Here is a 19,218-nt window from a genome sequence, read left to right as displayed (position 1 = left end):
CCGTTGTCCAGCAAGAAACTTCTTGCGGTCGTCCTGGTCGGTGCCCTGGGGGTCGCCGCCTGCGGCGCGAACGACCAGAAGCCCTCCGGTGACGCGGCGGCCAAGCCCGACAAGGGCGGCACCCTGCGCGTGCTGTCCGAGTCGCGCACGCTCAACTTCGACCCGGCCAAGTCGCAGAGCCTCGCGATCACCACGCTCGGCCTGGTGCACCGCAGACTGACCGGCTGGCAGAACGCCGTCGGCCAGCCCGCGAAGGTCGTGCCCGACCTCGGCGACACCGGCAAGACCACCGATGGCGGCAAGACCTGGACGTTCGTGCTGCAGGACGGCCTGAAGTTCAGCGACGGCACGCCGATCACGTCCGCGGACGTGAAGTGGGGTGTCGAGCGCTCGTTCGCACCGGCGTTCGGCGGTGGCCTCGGCTACCACAAGGACCTGCTGGGCGGCGCCGACTACAAGGGCCCGTTCGAGGGCAAGGAGCTCGACTCGATCGAGACGCCCGACGCCAGGACGATCACGTTCAAGCTGACCCGTCCGTACGGCGACTGGCCGTGGATCGCCTCCACGCCCGCGTTCGCGCCGGTGCCGAAGGGCAAGGGCGCCGAGGCGGACTACCAGGAGCACGCCATCGCGTCCGGTCCGTACCAGATCGCGACCTACAGCAAGGGCGTCGAGGTCAAGCTCTCGCGCAACCCGAACTGGGACGGCTCCAAGGACCAGGTCCGCGCGGGCCTGCCCGACGAGGTCGTGTTCCAGCTCGGCCAGGACGCCTCGGTCGTCTCGCAGCGCCTCGCGGCGGACTCCGGTGACGACAAGTTCGCGTTCGGCGCGTCCTTCGCCTCCCCCGCCCAGCTCGCGCAGCTGCAGGCCAACGCCTCCGCCAAGTCCCGCGTCGTGACGTCGAAGTCGGGCGCGGTCGCCTACCTCGCGCTGAACACGCAGAAGGCTCCGCTGAACAACGTCAAGGTGCGCCAGGCGTTCCAGTACGCGGTCAACAAGTCGGCGTACCAGATCGCGTCCGCCGGCACCGCCGCGCTGGCCGGTGACGCCGCCACCACGCTGATCACGCAGGGCATCGAGGGCCGCGAGCAGTTCGACCTCTACCAGTCCAAGCCCGAGGGCGACCCGGAGAAGGCCAAGGCGCTGCTCGCCGAGGCCGGTTTCCCGAACGGCGTCGAGGGGCTCTCGCTGGTGCTGAACAAGTCCAACAACCAGACCGAGAAGGCCGAGGCCATCCAGGCCGCGCTGGCACGGGCGAACATCAAGGTCGACATCCGCTCGCTGGAGGCCGACGCGTTCGAGACCGAGACCAACCTGTCGGAGAACCCGACCTACGACCTCACCCTGTCGTCGTGGCAGCCGGACTTCCCCAGCGCCAACGCCAACATCCAGCCGCTCTTCGCGACCTCGGAGATCGGCAAGGGCGGCTACAACATCTCGCGGTACTCCAACCCCGAGGTGGACAAGCTGATCGAGGAAGCGCAGTCCACTGTGGACGCGACCGAGGCCGGCAAGAAGTGGGCCGCGATCGACAGGCGGATCCTGGAGGACTCGCCGGTCGTGCCGCTCATCTACACCCGCAACTCGTTCATCCACGGCTCGAAGGTCGGCAACTTCTTCATCGCCGACTTCCCCGCCTACCCGAACTACCTCCAGGTGGGTATCAGCAAGTGAGTGCCCTGCTGTCCGTCGAGAACCTCTCGGTGGACTTCGGTTCCTCCCCGGCGGTCAGCGAGGTCTCGTTCTCGCTGACCGCCGGGGAGGTGCTCGCCGTGGTCGGCGAGTCCGGTTCCGGCAAGACCGTGACCGCGATGTCGTTGCTCGGCCTGCTGCCCCCGACTGCCTCCGTGTCGGGGCGGGCGCTGCTGGACGGGCGCGACCTGTACTCGTTGAGCGCTCCCGAACTGCGGGAGGTGCGCGGCAACGCGGTCGGCGTGGTGTTCCAGGAACCCATGAGCGCCCTCAACCCGGTCTTCACCATCGGCAGCCAGATCGTCGAGGCCGTGCGGGTGCACCGCGCGGTCTCGCGTGCCGAGGCCCGCTCCAGGGCGTTGGAGCTGCTCCAACTCGTGGGGCTGCCCGCCGAGCGGTTCAAGGCCTACCCGCACGAGATGTCCGGCGGTCAGCTGCAACGCGTGGTGATCGCGATGGCGGTGGCGAACGAGCCGTCGTTGCTGATCGCCGACGAACCGACGACCGCGCTGGACGTGACCGTGCAGGCCGAGATCCTCGGACTGCTGCGGGACCTGCGCGACCGGCTCGGGGTCGCGATCCTGCTGATCACGCACGACATGGGCGTGGTCGCGGACCTGGCGGACCGGGTCGTCGTGATGAACGCCGGACGGGTCGTCGAGACCGGTCCGGTGAAACAGGTCTTCCAGCAGCCCGCCGAGGAGTACACGCGGACGTTGCTGGACTCGGTGCTGCGCCTCGACTCCCGCGAGCTGGACGCGCGGGAGTCCGAGGAGCCGGTGCTCAAGCTCTCCGGTGTGTCCGTCACCTACGGCAAGTTCCGCGCGGTCTCCGACGTCTCCCTCGCCATCGGGCGCGGCCAGACCCTCGGCCTCGTCGGCGAGTCCGGGTCGGGCAAGTCGTCCCTCGCGGGCGCCATCACCGGCCTCACCCGCTACACCGGGTCGGTCACCGTGGCGGGCAAGGAGGTCGCGGCGCTGCGCAAGGCCGACCGCGGCCGCATCGGGCTGGTGTTCCAGGACCCGCTGTCGTCACTGAACCCGCGCGCCACGATCGCTCGCTCGATCGCCCAGCCGTTGCTGCTGCACACCTCGTTGCGCGGCGGGAAGCTGGCCGCGAAGGTGGACGAGCTGCTGGACGCCGTGCAGCTGTCGGCCTCACTGCGCGACCGCTACCCGCACGAGCTGTCCGGCGGGCAGCGCCAGCGGGTCGGCATCGCCCGCGCCATCGCGCTGGACCCCGACCTGCTGATCGCCGACGAACCGACGTCCGCGCTGGACGTGACGGTGCAGGCGCGCGTGCTGGACCTCTTCCGCTCGCTGCAGCGCGACCTGCGGTTCGCGTGCCTGTTCATCAGCCACGACCTGGCCGTCGTCCAGCACCTCGCCGACCGGGTCGCGGTGCTGCACAGGGGCGTCGTCGTGGAGGAGGGCACGTCGGTGTTCGCCGCGCCACAGGACCCGTACACACAACGATTGCTGGCGTCGGCGCTTACCGTGTCCGTATGAGCACCAACTGGGCGGGCAACGTCACGTTCACCGCGGCCCAGGCCGTCACCCCGGCCTCCGCCGACGACCTGCGGGCGGTCGTGCGCGGCTCGTCGGCCGTGCACGTCGTCGGGTCGGGGCACTCGTTCAGCCCGATCGCCGACACGACCGGCACACTGGTGTCACTGTCGGCGATGCCCGAGGTGTTCGAGGTGTCGGGCCACACGGTCCGGGTGAGCGCCGGGATGACGCTCGCCGACCTGTCCGTGCGCCTCGAAGCGGCCGGTCTCGCCCTGCACACGCTGCCGTCGCTGCCGCACATCACGGTGGCCGGCGCGGTCACCACGGCCACCCACGGCTCCGGGAAGCGCTCGCTGGCGGGTGCCGTGCGGTCCGTGGAGGTGCTGCGCGGGGACGGTTCGGTCGTCGAGCTGACCTCGCCCGGCGCGGTCGTGTCGATGGGCGGGCTGGGCGTCGTCACGACCCTCACGCTGGACGTGGTGCCGTCGTTCCAGGTCGCGCAGACCGTCTACGAGGACGTCGCCTGGACAACGTTGCTCGTGAAGCTGGAGCAGATCTTCGACGGCGCGTACAGCGTGAGCGCGTTCGTGGACTGGCAGGGCGGCGCGACGATCTGGGCGAAGCACCGCGTGGGCGACGAGGAGTTCGCCTTCCCCGGCCGCCCGGCGTCCGAACCCGCGCACCCCGTGCCCGGTCAGCCCGCCTCCCGCTGCACGTTGCAGGGCGGTGTGCCCGGACCGTGGCACGAGCGCCTGCCGCACTTCCGCGCCGAGTTCACCCCGTCCGTGGGCGAGGAGCTGCAGACCGAGTACTTCGTGCCCCGCAGCCGCGCGGTGACGGCGTTGCGGGCGCTGGCCGAGATGTCGACGGTGATCTCACCGCTGGTGCAGGCCTGCGAGATCCGCACGATCAACGGCGAACCGCAGTGGCTCAGCCCCGCCTACGACCGCGACAGCCTCGCGATCCACTTCACCTGGGTGCCGAACACCCCGGCCGTGCTGGAGCTGCTGCCTCGTCTGGAGGAGGCGATCGCGCCGCGGCCGCACTGGGGCAAGCTCTTCACCGTGCCGCCGGCGTTGCTCGCGGCCCGCTACCCGCAGTGGGACGCCTTCGGGGCCCTGCTCCGCGAGCACGACCCGAAAGGCGTCTTCCGCAACGAGTTCCTGACCCGCTACTTCGGGTCGGCGGGCCCCTTCTGACGCAACGCCTCCAGCTCGTCGTCGGAGAACCCGTAGGTCGTCACGACGGTCATCTTCGCCTTGCTGACGACCAGCAACCCCGGCCCCCAGTCCTTCACCACGACGCCGCGCTGGTTCGCCGACTCGAAGAACAGCTCGCCGTCCACGCCCAGGTCGACCTCGGACGGCCAGAACAGCGTGCGGCGCTTCTCGCCGGGGTGGTACTCGTGGGCGAACTTGAGCTGGTGCAGGAAGGTGATCCAGCCCTCGGTGATGTCCTCGTAGTAGTCGTCCCACTCGGGTGAGGTGCCCTTGGGCGCGCGCGTGCAGACGACACGGGTGCCCTCGGGAACGGGCGTGAGCGCGAACGTGTCGTGGCCGTGGACGATCAGCGTGGTGCCGTCCTCCTCGGCGTTCTGGAAGTAAATGTGGTCGATCTCGGCGTCGAGCTCCGGGATGTCCCAGCCGTGCCAGTGGCGCAGCTTCTCCTTGTCCCGGAACGACTGCCACACCTCGTCGACCGGCGCGGCCACGGTGATCTCGATCCGGACGCCTTCGTCACTCATCTGCCACTCCGGGGTGTCCCATCGCGACCACCCGGTACGGGCGGCCTGTCTCGGTGTCGTACTTCAACGCGATCTGCCGCACCGCTTCGGCCAGGTCGCTGGTGAACTCGTGGACGGCACCGGGCGCGCCGAAGCGGACCGTCGTCTCCACCGTGAACGTGAGCAAACGCTTTCCCGCGTCGGCCGCGGCACCGGACATGCGCTCGACCTCGCGCGCCGTGTCCTCCGCGACCGACACGAGGTGCGTGGCGGCGAACTGGTCCTGCACATCGGCCGCGATCTCCCTGCCGGGCTTCGCCCGCAGCACGCGTTCGACGCAGCCACGCCGCTGCCGTTCCTCGACCAGCTCGACGAGTCCTGCCTGTTCAAGGGCTCGCACGTGGTAGTTGACGCGTTGGCGGGGCAGGTCGAGAGTCGCCGCGAGCTGGGTCGCCGAGGCGGGCGACTTCAGCAGCTCCAGCAGCGACAGGCGCAACGGCGACAGCTCCACGCATAGCACGGTCCCATTTGACAAAATCATTTGTCAATACCGGAACGGGACCGGAAACAGTTAGGTTCGTTGACGGTTGCAACAAACCACCCCCACCCTGTGACCCGTGAGAACCCCCCTGCTGGTGGCAGCGTTGGCAGCAGCGGCGATCGTTCCTGTGTGGACGGTCGCGGCCCAGGCCGACGTGGTGCCCGGAACCGCTTATCAAGTGACGAACGTCGGCAGCGGAAAGTGCGTGGAGTCGCTGGGAACGGCCAACGGCGCACAGCTCCGCCAACAAGGATGCTCGGGACAGACCTGGAAGTTCACGCCCACGAGCGACGGCTACTTCACCGTCGGCGAGGGCCAGGTCTGGGACGTCTCGAACGTGTCCGCCGCGGACAACGCCGCGATCCACCTGTGGCAGAACTTCTCCGCGAACAACCAGCAGTGGCGCCCCGAACAGGTCGGGACCGACACCTACCGGTTCGTGAGCCGCCACAGCGGCAAGTGCCTCGACGTGCCCGGCGCGTCCACGGGCGACGTGCAGCTGGTCCAGTACACCTGCAACGGGACCAACGCACAGCTCTTCCGCCTCACCGGCGGCACGCAGCAGCCGGGCCAGCCCGACTTCGGCCCGAACGTCCTCGTCTTCGACCCGTCGATGCCCGCCGCCACCATCCAGGCGCGGCTCAACGACGTCTTCCGCCAGCAGGAGACGGGCCAGTACGACGCGCGCCGGTACGCGATCATGTTCAAGCCCGGCAACTACAACGTCGACGTCAACATCGGCTTCTTCACGCAGGTCCTGGGCCTCGGCCTGCTGCCGGACGGCGTGACGATCAACGGCCAGGTGCACGTCGAGGCCGACTGGTTCCAGGGCAACGCGACGCACAACTTCTGGCGCGGCGCCGAGAACCTCGCGATCCGTCCCCCGTCGGGCACCAACACGTGGGCCGTCTCCCAGGCCTCCGCGATGCGCCGCACCAAGACCTACGGCAACATGCAGCTCGACGACAACGGCTGGTCCAGCGGCGGCTTCCTCGCCGACTCCGTGGTGACGGGCCAGGTCCGCTCCGGTTCGCAGCAGCAGTGGCTGTCGCGCAACACCGAGTGGGGCTCCTGGACGGGCGAGAACTGGAACATGGTGTTCGTGGGCGCCCGCAACGCCCCGCAGACCTCGTTCCCCGAACCGCCCTACACGAACGTCGCGCAGACCCCGGTCATCCGCGAGAAGCCGTTCCTGAACGTGGACGCGAGCGGCAACTACAACGTCTTCGTCCCGGCACTGCGCTCCAACACGAGTGGCACCACCTGGGCCGCGGGCAACCAGCAGGGCACGAACATCCCGCTCTCGCAGTTCTACATCGCGAAGCCGGGCACCTCGGCGGCCACGATCAACTCCCAGCTCGCCGCCGGCAAGCACCTGCTCCTCACCCCGGGCATCCACCAGGTCTCGGAACCGATCCGAGTCACCCGGCCCGACACCGTCGTGATGGGCCTCGGCCTCGCGACCGTCATGCCCACCAACGGGAACATGGCACTCGACGTGGCCGATGTGGACGGTGTGAAGGTCGCGGGTCTGCTGATCGACGCGGCCCCGACCAACTCGCAGCTCCTCATGCAGGTGGGTGCGCCGGGCAGCAACGCCAACCACTCCGCCAACCCGACCTCGCTGCACGACGTGTACGCGCGCATCGGCGGCTCGGCGGTGGGCAGGGCCACGACCTCGTTGGTGGTCAACAGCCACAACGTGATCGGTGACCACCTCTGGCTGTGGCGAGGCGACCACTCCTACGGCGTCGGCTGGGACCTCAACACGGCCGACACGGGCCTGATCGTCAACGGCAACAACGTGACGATGTACGGCCTGTTCGTGGAGCACTACCAGAAGTACCAGACCATCTGGAACGGCCAGGGCGGCCGGACGTACTTCTACCAGAACGAAATGCCGTACGAGGTGCCCAACCAGGCGGCCTGGATGAACGGCTCGACCCGCGGCTACGCGGCCTACAAGGTCTCGAACAACGTGACGACCCACGAGGCGTGGGGCCTGGGCAGCTACGCCTTCATGAACGCGAACCCGTCCGTGGTGGCCGACAGGGCGTTCGAAGTGCCGAACACCCCCGGTGTGAAGTTCCACAGCATGGTGACGGTCTCGTTGGGAGGCAAGGGAACCATCCAGCGGATCATCAACAACTCGGGCGGCACGGCCACGGCCGGTTCGACCGAGGCGTACCTGGCGAACTACCCGTGATGACGCGCTGATCGACGGCCCCTGTGCTCCGCGGCGGAGCACAGGGGCCGTCTCGCTCAGCCCAGCCGCTTCGGCCGGTTGACCTTCATCTCGTCCATGTCGGTGACCTTGGCCTTCAACCCGTGGAAGTCGACACCGAGCGAGTCGAGGGCCGTGGCCGCGCGCCGCAGCCCCGCCTCGTCCGGCTTCTCGGCGGCGGTCAGGATCACGCGGTAGCTGAAGAAGTCGAGCTTCTCGTCGAACATCAGCGCGCCCTCCTCGCTGAAGCCGCCGTCGCGCAGGAAGTCGAAGCCCTTCAGGCGGTCCTGCAGCGAGGCGCGTTGTTCGGAGGTCAGGTCGGCGAAGCGCCCGCGGACGAGGACTCGGTAGGTGTGTTCAGCCACGAGCGAAGATGGTCCCCGATCCCCCTCAGCTCTGGCGAACGATTTCCCGGATGCGAAACAATCTCGACCATGAACGCAAAAGAGCTGGTCACGCGCATCCGGACGGAGCTGCACCCCGGTGACCACGACAACCTCGTGGTCAAGCTGATCGAAACCGGACAGGCCCCGCGCGCCGTGATCGCCACGTTCGCCGCCGAGGAGAACCACATCGTGTCCTCCGACTGGCGAACATTCCTGACACTCGCGGCGAAGGCGGAGGAGCCGAACGCCAGGGCCTTCTTCACCCTGCTGGCCGGCGGCGAGGAGCTCGTCCACCCCATGCTCCAGCCGCTGGCGGAGGCGGCGGGCATGTCCGCCAAGGCGTTCGAGACCTACGAACCGTTCCCCGGTGCCCAGGCCTACCCCGCGTACCAGGCGTGGATGGCGCTCAACGGCGAGCCCACCGACGTGATCCTCGCGATCCTGGCGAACTTCACCGCGTGGGGCGGCTACTGCGCACGGATGGCCAAGGGCCTGCGCGAGCACTACGGGTTCGGCGACGAGGCCTGCGGGTTCGTCGACTTCTTCGCGACGCCCGCCCCGCAGCTGGAGGAACAGGCGCTCGCGGCCGTGCAGGCGGCGCTCGACGCGGGCTGGCGGCCGAAGCACGCGTGGCGCTACGGCCGCCTGCTTCAGGCGTACGAACTGCAGTTCTGGTCCACGCTGGCCTAAAGAAAAGGGGCGGCACCGAAGTGCCGCCCCACCCCCAGAGCTAGCGAGGCAGATAGGCCCGGTGGGCCTTGGAGAACTCGTAGTTGTTGAACTTGTCCCAGTTGATCGACCACGTCATGAGCCCGCGCAGGTTCGGGTACACCCCGCGAGGCTTGTAGCTGCCGCACCGCGTGCCCTTGGTGAGGCAGTCCAACGCGATCTGGACGTCCGCGACCGACGTGAACCCGTTGCCCGCGTACATCGCGGCGGGCAGGCCGAACGCGACCTGCTCCTGCTTCAACGGCGCGAAGAACTTCGACGCGTCGCCGCGCACCGGGAACCCGGCGAGCAGCATGTCGGTCATGGCCACGTGGAAGTCCGCGCCACCCATGTTGTGGTACTGGTTGTCCAGGCCCATCACGGGTCCGGAGTTGTAGTCCTGCACGTGCAGCAACGTCAGGTCGTTGCGCATGGCCTCGATCACCGGCAGGTATGCGCCGGTCCGCGAGTCGCCGCCGCCCGCGCCACCGTAGAACTGGTAGCCGACCTGCACGAAGAACGTCTCCGGCGCCATCGTGAGCACGAAGTTGGCTCCGTAGCGGGCCTTCAGCGAGCGCAGCGCCGAGATCAGGTTCACGACCACGGGCGTGGTCGGGTTCTTGAAGTCGACGTCACCGGCGTTGAGCGACAGCGAGTGGCCCTCGAAGTCGACGTCGAGCCCGTTCAGGCCGTACTTGTCGATGATCGCGCCGACAGACCGCACGAACGCGTCGCGTGCCGCCGTCGTCTCCAGCCGGACCTGGCCGTTCTGGCCGCCGATGGAGATGTTGACCTTCTTGCCCTTCGCCTGCTGGGCGCGGATGCCGGCGATGAACTCGGCCTCGGACTCGACGTTCGGGCACTCCGCCACCGGGCACTGGGCGAACCGCAGGTCACCGCTGGTCGCGCTGGTCGGCTCGGCGAACGAGAGGTTGATGACGTCCCACTCGTCCGGCACGTCCTTCATGCGGATGTAGCCGGAGCCGTTGGCGAAGCTCGCGTGCAGGTAGCCGACGAGCACCTTGCGCGGCAGCTGTCCCGTGGGCGGCTGACCGGTCGTGGTGGTGGTCGTCGTGGTGGTGGTGGTGGTGGTGGTCGTCGTGCTCGTGGTCGAACTGGTCGTCGGCACGGTGCCACCGGTGCACGCGGCGCCGTTGATCGTGCAGTTCGCCGGGTCGGCGGTGCCGGCGGCGTTGAAGCCGAACGACACGCTGGCGCCGGGCGCGATCGAGCCGTTGTACTCCCGGTTCACGAAGGTGTTGTGGTTGCCGCTCTTGGTGAGCAGCGAGTCCCAGTAGGCACCGACGGTCGTCGAGGCCGGGTAGTCGAACTCGACCTTCCAGGAGCTGATCGCCGCGCTGGTCTCGTTCTTGATCGTGACCGTCGCGGTGTACCCGGTGCTCCAGCCGTTCTTGGAGAACGTCGCCGTGACTCCGGCGGCGCTGGCAGGGGCGAGGCTCACGATCACGGTGCCGAGCACCAGTGCGGCCACCGCGGATATTCGAGCGAACAACAGCATGGGCTGCTCCATCCCTCACGCGTTGGCGGCCGGCAGGGGGTCCTACCCCGAATTGGACTAGACCATCTATCGCAAAGTCAAGGTTCCAGTGGCGTGACTCAGAACGGTGGCGCCGTGTCCGCGCTCAGCAGGATCCGTCGCGGCACCTCCCCCCACGCCCCCGTACAACCAGTACGAGGACGTGGGGGAGGCACCACGACACACCCGTCTGACCACGAACACACCGGCACCGTTCTGAGCCACGCCACTAGACTTTTCGCCGTGCCCCACGCTCGTGCCGCAGACGGAACCAGGCTCTTCTACTCGGTCGAGGGCTCGGGTCCCCCGCTGCTGCTCGTCGCGGGCCAGGCGAACTCGTCCCGCTGGTGGTCACAGGTCCGCGAGGACTTCTCCGCGCACTTCACGACGATCGTCACCGACCACCGCGGGACCGGTTCCAGCGACAAGCCGGACGTCCCGTACAGCACCCGGATGTTCGCCGCGGACAGCGTCGCGGTCCTGGCCGACGCGGGGATCGGGAAAGCACACGTCTACGGCACGTCGATGGGCGGCCGGATCGCGCAGTGGATCGCCGCCGGGCACAGCTCGTACGTCGACAGGCTGGTGCTCGGCTGCACCTCCCCCGGCGGGGAGCACGCGATCGAACGCAGTGCCGAGGTGCGCAAGTCACTCGCGCAGGTCGACGCGATGAAGGCGCGCAGGGCGTTGGAAGCGCTCATGTACACACCGGCCTACCGCGGCCCGTACAACACGCTCGGCGACCCGCAGATGCCGCCTTACGCGCGCAAGCGGCACCTCTTCGCGAGCGGCGAGCACGACGCGTGGGACGTGCTGCCGTCCATCACCGCGCCCACGCTCGTGGTGCACGGCACCGAGGACATCTTCAACCCGACGGCGAACGCTCCGCTGATCACCTCACGCATCCCAGACGCTCGGATGCACCTCGTCGAGGGCGCGCGGCACGGCTACTTCGAGGAGTTCCGCTACGAGGCGTCGTCTCTGGTCGTGGACTTCCTCAGCTCGTGACCCACCGAAGGCCGCGCATCAACGCGTGGCCCGCGAACCGCACCCCCGTCGCCTCCGCGATCGGCAGGTAGGGCAGCCGCAACGGCCTCCGCGCCCACACGGGCAACGTGCCGACCGCCGTGGCGCTCAGCACCGCGTACGGACCGCGCGCCAGCACCGGCAAAGGGGCCTTGAGCAGCAGGAACCGTGCCGCCTCCCGCGCCTCTGCGGTACCTCGCAGCTCGGCGCGGTAGGACTGGAGCCTCGCGTCGAGCTCAGCGGTCGTGCGCGGCGGGTCCGGAACGCCCATGGCGTCCGCGATGACGGCCATGTCGGCGACGTACCCGTCGTAGTCGTCGAGCGGCTTCTCGCCGTAGCGCTGGTGGCACCGCAGGAAGCTGTCGACCTCGGCCACGTGCACCCACGCCAGCAGGTGCGGGTCGTCGGCCCGGTACTCCCGCCCGTCCGGCGCGGTGCCGTGGATGTGCGTGTGGATGCGTGCGAGCCGTGCGATCGCCTCGTGCGCGTCCTCGACCGTGCCGTAAGTGGTGACGCCGACGAACAGGCTCGTGCGCTGCAAACGGCCCCACGGGTCGCTCAGGTAGTCGGAGTGCTGCGCCACCGCCGCCATCGCCAGCGGGTGCAACGACTGCAGCAGCAACGCGCGCAGCCCGCCGATGAACATGGCGTGATCAGCGTGGACGTGCCGGATCGGCCGGTCGTCGGCGAACAGGCGCGGGCCGGGCGAGTCGTGGATCCGGCGGGCGTGTCTCGCCCGTTCCGGACCCGCGACCTTCTCGAAGAGCCCGTCGCTCAGCTGCCGCCTCAGTGCCTCCAGCATCACTCCATGATGCGTGCCGGTCGCTGAGAACGGCAGCCCGTCGAGGCAGGGAGGTGTTCAGTCCGAAGCGAGGTGGCCGGGCAGCCGCACCCACAGGTCGGGCGCGGTGAAGGCGCGTGCGTCGATCGGCCGCAGGCCCGCGAACGCGAGGCAGTACGCCACCGGTTCGCCCTGGTAGAGGTGCGCCAGCAGCACGTCCTCCGCCGTGTCCTCCAGGTCGACGCCGCCGCCGGTGCTCAGGTCCGATGCCTCGCACTCGCCGTCGCGGGAGATCTCGCCGTGGTTGCCGCCCTTGGGGTTGGCGTACATGCCGAACCCGAAGGTGCCCGCTGACAGCCGGTCGAGCACATTCGCGGCCGTGTAGCCCTTGGGCTGCATCACCACGCAGCCGCCGGGCACGGTCGTCACGCCGACCACGGCCAGGTCCGCGTCCCACGTCCAGACCTGCTCGGTCACCTCGACGGGCTCGGCCTCCAGCTTTTGCACGGCCGTGGCCGCGTCCAGCCCCGCGACGCAGGCCAGGCTGTACCCGTCGTCGCCGGGAACGCCGCCGAGCGCCGCGACGAGCCGGCCGCGTTCCCTGACGGCGAGGTGTTCCTCGGGCGTGAGGACCTCGTCCGTCGGCAGCGGGTGCCTGGTGGCGAGGCTCAGCCTGGCCGGTGACCAGCCGTACATCATCTGGCGCGCCGGGTCCGCGCCCGCGGCGAGCAGGACCTGGACGTTGTCGGGCCTGCTCGCGTGCACGGCGCGCCACAACGCCGAGCGGTCCTCGTCCAGCGCGTCGACGTCGTCGACCTCGGCGATCAGCGCCGCGACTTCCTCCGCCGACTTGAACTCCGCGGCCCAGTGCAACTGTTCGAGCGATCGTTCCCCCATGTACTGGAGGCTAGCGGTCTCAGCCGAGGGCTTCGACGACCTTGGTGACCATCGCCCGTTCCGCCGCGGCCACCTCGCCGTCCGCTCCGGCGACCGAACGGCACATCTCCGTCACGGCGGCGCGGAAGATCGCGACGTCGCGCGGCTCGTGGGCGTTGATGATCGCCACGGAGTCGTGCAGCGCGGCCAGGACGCCGGACTCCACATCGGACGCCGAGCCCTTCGGGAGTGAGGGCGGGGCGGCGGAGATGATGGCGCGCAGGTCGTCCGAGAGCAGGGTGATGGCCCTGATGCCGGCGTGGCTCTCCTCGTCGACGGAGCCGGGGTCCGCAGTGGACACCAGCACCATGGCACCGAAAACGGCCGTGCGGAGGGTCTGTCCCTCAGCCTCCGTGTACGCAGTCATGGGCGCAAGCCTATGCAACGATCAGTGGTTATGAGTGCGGGTCAGGTGCTTGGCGCCAACATCAGGGCGTTCCGCGAGCAGCGCGGGCTGTCGCTGTCGGAGCTCGCGCGGCGGTCGTCCATCGCCAAGGGCACGCTGTCCCAGCTGGAGAGCGGCACGGGCAACCCGACGATCGAGACGGTGTTCAGTTTGTCGAACGCTCTGGACGTGCCGGTGTCGGAGCTGGTGACCGAGCGGACGCCGCCGGACGTCGTGCTGGTGCGGGCCCGCGACGTCGAGGTGCTCAGCAGCGCGGCCGTCGACCTGCGACTGATGCGGCGGATGGACATCGGGGACACCGTGCTGGAGATCTACGACCAGCGGGTGCGGCCGGGAGGCGTCCAGACCAGCGAAGGTCATCCCGGCAAGGAGCACGTGCTGGTCACGAGCGGCTCCCTGCGCGTGGGGCCGGTGGACAAACCGTACGAACTAGGACCGGGCGACTACGTGTGCTTCCCCGGCTCGACGCCGCACCTCTACGAGACGGTCGGAGGAGAGGTCAGCTCGGTACTGGTGCTGGAGTATCCGAAGCACTAACGTTCATTCTAATGAACGGAGGTGGCGATGCACCCGGACGTCGTGGTCATGGGCGCGGGCATCATCGGGGCCGCGTGCGCCCAAGCCCTGAGGGCGCGCGGCCTCGCTGTTCTCGTCGTCGACCGCCACGGACCGGCGTCGGGCACCAGCGCGGCCGGTGAGGGCAACGTCCTCGTCAGCGACAAGGAACCCGGCCCGGAACTCGACCTCGCCCTGGCGAGTCGCACCCTCTGGCCCGCTCTGGCCGAGGACGCCGAGTGGGAGGAGAAGGGCGGCCTCGTCGTCGCCACCACTCCCGGCGCCGTGACCCCCTTGCACGCCTTCGCCGCCGCCCAGCGCACGGCGGGCGTGGACGCGTGCGAGATCAGCACCGCGGACGCGCTGACCCACGAGCCGCACCTCAACCCGGAGATCACCGCCGCCGTCCACTACCTCCAGGACGCCCAGCTCAACCCGGTCAAGGCCACCCGAACCCTGTTGCGCGGCACGGAAGTCAGACGCACCGAGGTGTCCACAACGGACGGCCGCAGCGTCACCACCTCCGACGGCGTGATCAGCTGCGGCGCGGTCGTCAACGCCACCGGCCCGTGGTCCCGGACCTTCGGCGTCAACGTGCTCCCCCGCCGCGGCGTGGTGCTCGTGACCACCCCGATCCCCGGCACGATCCGCCACAAGGTCTACGACGCGGACTACGTGGGCGCGGTCGCGAGCGGCGACGCCGACCTGCAGACGTCCGGCGTCGTCGAGTCCACGCAGGCGGGCACCGTCCTGATCGGGTCGAGCCGCCAGCGCAGGGGCTTCGACGAGACGATCGAGAGCCGCGTGCTCAAAGCGTTGGCACAGCGGGCGATCGCGATGTTCCCGATGCTGGCGAACGTGCCGGTGATGCGCGCGTACGGCGGCTTCCGCCCCTACGCCCCGGACCACCTGCCGATCATCGGCGAGGACCCGCGCACCCCGGGCCTGTGGCACGCCACCGGTCACGAGGGCGCCGGCGTGGGCCTCGCCCCGGCCACGGGACACCTGCTGGCCGACCTGCTCACGGGCGCGACACCCCTGGTGGACCCGCACCCGTTCCGCGTCGACCGGCCGGAGGTGATGGTGTGAAGGTGACGTTCAACGGCGCGCAACGCGAGGTCGCGCACGTGGCGGAGTTGTTGCCCGGCAGGTACTTCTGCGGCATCGGCGTGTGCTTCGGGTGCGTCGCGGAGATCAACGGCGTGCCCGAGGTCCGCGCGTGCCGCCACCCGCTGCGCGACGGCGACGTGATCAGGACGGCGCCATGAGGGTCGTGGTGGTGGGCGCGGGTCCCGCCGGGATGGCGGCCGCGCGGACCGCGGCGGACGCCGGGGCCGAGGTGGTGATGGTGGACTCGGAGCCGGAGGCGGGTGGGCAGTACCTGCGGGGGCGGGTGAGGTTCGCGCACCCCGGGGTGACGCACCTGCGGGACACCGAGGTGTGGATGGTGGAGGGCAACCGGCTTCACCTGAGGGGGCCCTCGGTGGGAGAGGGCGAGGCGAGAGAGGGCGAAGCCAACGCCGCCGCTTGCGCAGTTCCCGCACCTACCGCCCCGCCTACCTTCGCCGCTGCAGCCGCACCTGCCCCCGCCGCTCCTGCAACCCCCTCGGCAAACGAGACGGACCGTCTCGTCTCGTCACGCCTCCTCGCCTTCGACTCGCTGGTCATCGCCACCGGCGCCTACGACCGCCCCCTCCCCTTCCCCGGCTGGGACGGCCCCGGCGTCATCACCGCCGGCGCCGCCCAGGCCCTCGCCAAACAGGGCGTCACCCTGGCCGAACGCGTCATCGTCACCGGCACCGGCCCGTTCCTCCTGCCCGTCGCCACCGCCCTCCAAGACCTGGGCGCCACCCTCGTAGGCGTCTACGAGGCCAACTCCCCCACCCGCTGGCTGCGCGAAGCGAAGGCGATCGCCGCCAACCGGCACAAGATCCGGGAGCTGGCGGCCTACCGAACGGTGTTGCCCAGGCTCCAGACCCGCACCGCCGTCATCGCCAAGCACGGCGATCGCGTCACGGTCGCGAAGCTCGACAGCCAGTGGCGTCCGGTCAGCCACCGCACCGAACACGCGGACCTGGTCTGCGTCGGCTACGGCTTCCTGCCCCGCACGGACCTCGTCCCGGACGCGAGCCGCACCGACGGCTTCTACGACGTCGACGACCACCAGAGAACGTCGATCGCGAACGTCTACGCGGCCGGCGAGGTCACGGGCATCGGCGGAGCGGACCTGGCCGAAGCCGAGGGAGTAGTCGCCGGTGCGGCCGCAGCACACCACACACCGCCCGCAAAGGCACTGGAGTCCGTGCGCAGGGGCCGGCTCTTCGGACAAGCGCTGGCCAGAGCACACGCCGTCCAGCCCGGCTGGAAGTCGTGGCTGCAGCCGGACACGACGGTGTGCCGGTGCGAAGAAGTCCGCCTCGAAGACCTCAACGACTCCAAGACCATGCGCGAGCTCAAGCTCACCAGCCGTGTCGCGATGGGGCGGTGCCAGGGCCGGATCTGCGCCCGCAACGCCTCCGAGCTGACCGGTGTCCCGTTCGACGGCCAGCGCCGCGTCATCGCGGTCCCGATCCCCCTGGGCGAACTAGCCGAACTCCCCGAGGAGCAGCCATGACCGAACGCCTCGACGGCGTCATCGTCGCCACCGCACTCCCCTACGCCGAGGACCCGAAAGCACCGGCGGGTCTGAGGCCCGACCTCGACAAGTTCGCCGAGCACTGCCGGTGGGTCGTTGAGAACGGCTGCCGCGGGGTCGGGCCGAACGGGTCGCTGGGCGAGTACTCGTCGCTGACCGACGCGGAACGCCGTGAGGTCGCGCGGACCGCCATCGCGGCTGTGAAGGGCAAGGGCATCGCGGTCATCGGTGTGCACGGGGTGGGCGCGCACCAGGCGCGGTACTGGGCCGAGGTCGCTGCCGAGGACGGGGCGGACGGCGTGCTGTGCCTGCCGCCGACGATGTACCGGGCCAACCGCGGCGAGGTCGTGCACCACTTCCGCGAGGTCGCGAAGGCCGGGTTGCCGATCATGGTCTACAACAACCCGATCGACACCAAGGTCGACCTCACGCCGGACCTGCTCGCCGAGATCGGGCAGATCGAGAACGTGGTGGCGGTCAAGGAGTTCTCCGGCGACGTGCGGCGGGTGCTGGAGATCAGGGCCGCGGCCCCTCACCTCACGGTCGTGGCGGGTGCGGACGACGTCGTGCTGGAGAGCCTGCTGATGGGCGCGACGGGCTGGTTCGCGGGCTACCCCAACGTGTTCCCCGCCGAGAGCGTCGAGCTGTTCACCCTCGCGCGCGAAGGCAAGTTGGACGAGGCGCGCGCGCTCTACGAGAAGCTAGTGCCCGCGTTCCGGTGGGACTCGCGCACCGAGTTCGTGCAGGCCATCAAGCGCTCGATGGACTACGTCGGCCGCTACGGCGGTCCGTGCCGGCCTCCGCGCGGGCCGTTGAGCGCCGAACAGCTCGCCCAGGTCGACGCGGACATGAAGCTGGCCACGTCATGAGGTTCGCCAAGTACTTCAGCGCCGTCGACTCGCACACCGAGGGCATGCCGACGCGGGTGATCACGGGCGGGGTCGGGGTGATCCCCGGCGAGACCATGGCCGAGAAGCGGCTCAACTTCATCAAGAACCACGACCACATCCGGCGGCTGCTGGTCAACGAACCGCGCGGGCACGCGGCCATGAGCGGCGCGATCCTGCAGCCGCCGACCCGCCAGGACGCGGACTGGGGCGTGCTGTTCATCGAGGTCTCGGGGCTGCTGCCGATGTGCGGGCACGGCACGATCGGCGTCGCGACGGTGCTGGTCGAGACCGGCATGGTCGAACGGACGGAGCCCGTCACGACGGTGCGGCTGGACACCCCGGCCGGGCTGGTGCTCGCCGACTACGACACGCGCACGAAGCTCGTGACGATCCGCAACGTCCCGGCGTACGCCCACGAACTGGACGCGACGGTCACCGTGCCCGGACTCGGCGAGGTCCGCTACGACATGGCGTACGGCGGCAACTTCTACGCGATCGTGCCGCTGGAAGACCTCGGAATCCCGTTCGACAGGGCCGAGAAGGACAGGATCCTCGCGGCCGGTCTGTCCATCATGGACACCATCAACGCGGTGAACCGCCCGGTGCACCCGGTGGACGCGGCGATCGGCGGGTGCAAGCACGTCCAGTTCACCGCGCCCGGCCAGGACGGCGCCCACTCGCGCAACGCGATGGCGATCCACCCCGGCTGGTTCGACCGGTCGCCGTGCGGCACCGGCACGTGCGCCCGCATGGCCCAGCTGCACGCCCGCGGTGAGCTCGGGATCGGCGAGGACTACGTCAACGAGTCGTTCATCGGCACGAGGTTCATCGGCCGGCTGCTGGAGGAGGTCCCGCTCGGCGACCGCACCGCCGTGGTGCCCACGGTGGCCGGGCGCGCGTGGATCACCGGCATGGGCCAGTACCTCCTGGACGAGACCGACCCCTTCCCGGAGGGGTTCGTGCTTTAGTTCCGCGGGTAGCTATCCGCTGGAGGTGGGCCCGATGATCACCACTGAGTACGTGCCAGGAGCGCCGGCCTGGATCGACCTGGGCACCTCGGACGAGGCGAAGGCGGCGGAGTTCTACAGCGGTGTGCTCGGCTGGGAGTACCGGCCGCTCGACACGCCCGGTACCGGCGTGTTCACCCACGCCGGCCGGACGGTCGCCGGGCACGTCACGTCGCAGTCGAGCTCGTGGACGGTCCACTTCGCGGGCGACGGGCCGGACGTGCCGCTGACCGATCCGCACGGCGTGGAGGTCGGCATGTGGCAGGGGCCGGCCGGGCTCGGCGCGGTGTCGGTCCCCGGCTCGCTGACCTGGCTCGAGCTGCACTCCCCGGCTCCCAGCGCGTCGGCCGCGTTCTACCGCTCGCTGTTCTCGTGGGAGATCGAGCTGATCACCGGCGCTCCCGGCCAGTTCCTGCGGCCGGCGGGCACCGGTCCCGGCAGGATGTTCGGCGCGATCGTCGCGGACGCGCAGGCGTTCTGGCTGCCCTACTTCGAGGTGACCGACGTCGACAGGGCCGCCGCATCGGCGCCGGTGCTCCTCGCCCCTCACGACCTGGACGACGTCGGACGGATCGCGGTCCTCGTGGACCCGTTCGGGGCACGGTTCGGCGTCATGCGTTCCGTTACCTCATAAAGCTCCCCAAACCGGGACCCGCCGGTTAG

Annotated in this window: 20 protein-coding genes; 13 read left to right on the top strand and 7 right to left on the bottom strand. The window is 69.7% G+C overall.

Annotation, left to right across the window (positions count from 1 at the left end; genetic code table 11):
• The first annotated feature begins 3 nt into the window (after positions 1-3).
• From ACFWN2_RS07835 to ACFWN2_RS07825, 3 genes are read left to right on the top strand one after another with little or no spacing between them, the layout of a single operon-like run.
• The gene (locus ACFWN2_RS07835) at positions 4-1,674 is read left to right on the top strand and encodes an ABC transporter substrate-binding protein (protein ID WP_382425704.1); all 1,671 of its coding nucleotides are present in this window, start codon (positions 4-6) and stop codon (positions 1,672-1,674) included.
• On the top strand, positions 1,671-3,200 hold the full coding sequence (locus tag ACFWN2_RS07830) for an ABC transporter ATP-binding protein (RefSeq protein WP_382425703.1): 1,530 nt from the start codon (positions 1,671-1,673) through the stop codon (positions 3,198-3,200). Before ACFWN2_RS07835 ends, ACFWN2_RS07830 begins: the two co-directional genes overlap by 4 nt.
• A complete protein-coding gene (locus tag ACFWN2_RS07825; RefSeq protein WP_382425702.1) occupies positions 3,197-4,399 on the top strand; it encodes an FAD-binding protein in 1,203 nt (400 codons plus the stop codon). The genes ACFWN2_RS07830 and ACFWN2_RS07825 overlap by 4 nt, the downstream gene beginning before the upstream one ends.
• Here ACFWN2_RS07825 and ACFWN2_RS07820 read toward each other — a convergent pair.
• Both ACFWN2_RS07820 and ACFWN2_RS07815 read right to left on the bottom strand, forming a co-directional pair.
• Entirely contained in the window at positions 4,372-4,944 is a 573-nt protein-coding gene (locus ACFWN2_RS07820) for an SRPBCC domain-containing protein (RefSeq protein WP_382425701.1), read from the bottom strand. The two genes, ACFWN2_RS07825 and ACFWN2_RS07820, sit on opposite strands and share 28 nt — an antisense overlap.
• Positions 4,937-5,434: a helix-turn-helix domain-containing protein gene (locus ACFWN2_RS07815; RefSeq protein ID WP_382425700.1), complete on the bottom strand. Its 498-nt coding sequence runs from the start codon at positions 5,432-5,434 to the stop codon at positions 4,937-4,939. The genes ACFWN2_RS07820 and ACFWN2_RS07815 overlap by 8 nt, the downstream gene beginning before the upstream one ends.
• Positions 5,435-5,540: 106 nt before the next feature.
• Here ACFWN2_RS07815 and ACFWN2_RS07810 point away from each other — a divergent pair, with 106 nt between their 5' ends.
• A complete protein-coding gene (locus ACFWN2_RS07810; protein WP_382425699.1) occupies positions 5,541-7,670 on the top strand; it encodes an RICIN domain-containing protein in 2,130 nt (709 codons plus the stop codon).
• 56 nt (positions 7,671-7,726) lie between these two features.
• On the opposite strand, the gene ACFWN2_RS07805 is transcribed toward ACFWN2_RS07810, so the two are convergent.
• Positions 7,727-8,053 (bottom strand): DUF6204 family protein, encoded by a 327-nt coding sequence (locus ACFWN2_RS07805; protein WP_382425698.1) that lies wholly within the window; start codon positions 8,051-8,053, stop codon positions 7,727-7,729.
• A gap of 69 nt (positions 8,054-8,122) precedes the next feature.
• Here ACFWN2_RS07805 and ACFWN2_RS07800 point away from each other — a divergent pair, with 69 nt between their 5' ends.
• Positions 8,123-8,764 carry a transcriptional regulator gene (locus tag ACFWN2_RS07800; protein WP_382425696.1) on the top strand — a complete coding sequence of 214 codons (642 nt, stop codon included), beginning with the start codon at positions 8,123-8,125 and terminating at the stop codon, positions 8,762-8,764.
• A gap of 40 nt (positions 8,765-8,804) precedes the next feature.
• Here the strand turns inward: ACFWN2_RS07800 and ACFWN2_RS07795 are convergent, their stop codons facing one another.
• A complete protein-coding gene (locus ACFWN2_RS07795; protein ID WP_382425695.1) occupies positions 8,805-10,301 on the bottom strand; it encodes a chitinase in 1,497 nt (498 codons plus the stop codon).
• A 261-nt stretch (positions 10,302-10,562) separates the two neighbouring features.
• Here ACFWN2_RS07795 and ACFWN2_RS07790 point away from each other — a divergent pair, with 261 nt between their 5' ends.
• Entirely contained in the window at positions 10,563-11,327 is a 765-nt protein-coding gene (locus ACFWN2_RS07790) for an alpha/beta fold hydrolase (protein ID WP_382425694.1), read from the top strand.
• Here the strand turns inward: ACFWN2_RS07790 and ACFWN2_RS07785 are convergent.
• The 3 genes from ACFWN2_RS07785 to ACFWN2_RS07775 are packed head-to-tail and all read right to left on the bottom strand — an operon-like array spanning position 11,317 to position 13,429.
• On the bottom strand, positions 11,317-12,147 hold the full coding sequence (locus ACFWN2_RS07785; RefSeq protein ID WP_382425693.1) for an oxygenase MpaB family protein: 831 nt from the start codon (positions 12,145-12,147) through the stop codon (positions 11,317-11,319). The two genes, ACFWN2_RS07790 and ACFWN2_RS07785, sit on opposite strands and share 11 nt — an antisense overlap.
• A 57-nt stretch (positions 12,148-12,204) precedes the next feature.
• The gene (locus ACFWN2_RS07780; protein ID WP_382425692.1) at positions 12,205-13,023 is read right to left on the bottom strand and encodes a hypothetical protein; all 819 of its coding nucleotides are present in this window, start codon (positions 13,021-13,023) and stop codon (positions 12,205-12,207) included.
• Between the two features lie 19 nt (positions 13,024-13,042).
• On the bottom strand, positions 13,043-13,429 hold the full coding sequence (locus tag ACFWN2_RS07775) for a hypothetical protein (RefSeq protein WP_382425690.1): 387 nt from the start codon (positions 13,427-13,429) through the stop codon (positions 13,043-13,045).
• 30 nt (positions 13,430-13,459) lie between these two features.
• Between ACFWN2_RS07775 and ACFWN2_RS07770 the strand changes: the two genes are divergently transcribed.
• Genes ACFWN2_RS07770 through ACFWN2_RS07740 form a run of 7 tightly spaced genes read left to right on the top strand, consistent with a single transcriptional unit; the run spans position 13,460 to position 19,189 of the window.
• Positions 13,460-14,005, top strand: a complete 546-nt coding sequence (locus ACFWN2_RS07770; RefSeq protein WP_382425689.1) for a helix-turn-helix domain-containing protein — start codon at positions 13,460-13,462, stop codon at positions 14,003-14,005.
• 27 nt (positions 14,006-14,032) lie between these two features.
• Positions 14,033-15,112, top strand: a complete 1,080-nt coding sequence (locus ACFWN2_RS07765) for an NAD(P)/FAD-dependent oxidoreductase (RefSeq protein WP_382425688.1) — start codon at positions 14,033-14,035, stop codon at positions 15,110-15,112.
• Positions 15,109-15,291 (top strand): 2Fe-2S iron-sulfur cluster-binding protein, encoded by a 183-nt coding sequence (locus tag ACFWN2_RS07760; protein WP_382425687.1) that lies wholly within the window; start codon positions 15,109-15,111, stop codon positions 15,289-15,291. Before ACFWN2_RS07765 ends, ACFWN2_RS07760 begins: the two co-directional genes overlap by 4 nt.
• The gene (locus ACFWN2_RS07755) at positions 15,288-16,637 is read left to right on the top strand and encodes an FAD-dependent oxidoreductase (RefSeq protein WP_382425686.1); all 1,350 of its coding nucleotides are present in this window, start codon (positions 15,288-15,290) and stop codon (positions 16,635-16,637) included. Before ACFWN2_RS07760 ends, ACFWN2_RS07755 begins: the two co-directional genes overlap by 4 nt.
• Positions 16,634-17,527, top strand: a complete 894-nt coding sequence (locus tag ACFWN2_RS07750) for a dihydrodipicolinate synthase family protein (RefSeq protein ID WP_382425685.1) — start codon at positions 16,634-16,636, stop codon at positions 17,525-17,527. The genes ACFWN2_RS07755 and ACFWN2_RS07750 overlap by 4 nt, the downstream gene beginning before the upstream one ends.
• Positions 17,524-18,516 carry a proline racemase family protein gene (locus ACFWN2_RS07745; RefSeq protein WP_382425683.1) on the top strand — a complete coding sequence of 331 codons (993 nt, stop codon included), beginning with the start codon at positions 17,524-17,526 and terminating at the stop codon, positions 18,514-18,516. Before ACFWN2_RS07750 ends, ACFWN2_RS07745 begins: the two co-directional genes overlap by 4 nt.
• Before the next feature lie 34 nt (positions 18,517-18,550).
• Positions 18,551-19,189, top strand: coding sequence for a VOC family protein (locus ACFWN2_RS07740; RefSeq protein WP_382425682.1), 639 nt, complete (start codon positions 18,551-18,553; stop codon positions 19,187-19,189).
• Positions 19,190-19,218 lie beyond the last annotated feature (29 nt).

This window comes from Lentzea sp. NPDC058436, assembly GCF_042721515.1.
In the GTDB taxonomy this organism is placed as follows: Bacteria; Actinomycetota; Actinomycetes; order Mycobacteriales; family Pseudonocardiaceae; genus Lentzea.
Note: the sequence above shows the minus strand (reverse complement) of the source record. Positions and strands in the feature narration are given on the sequence as shown.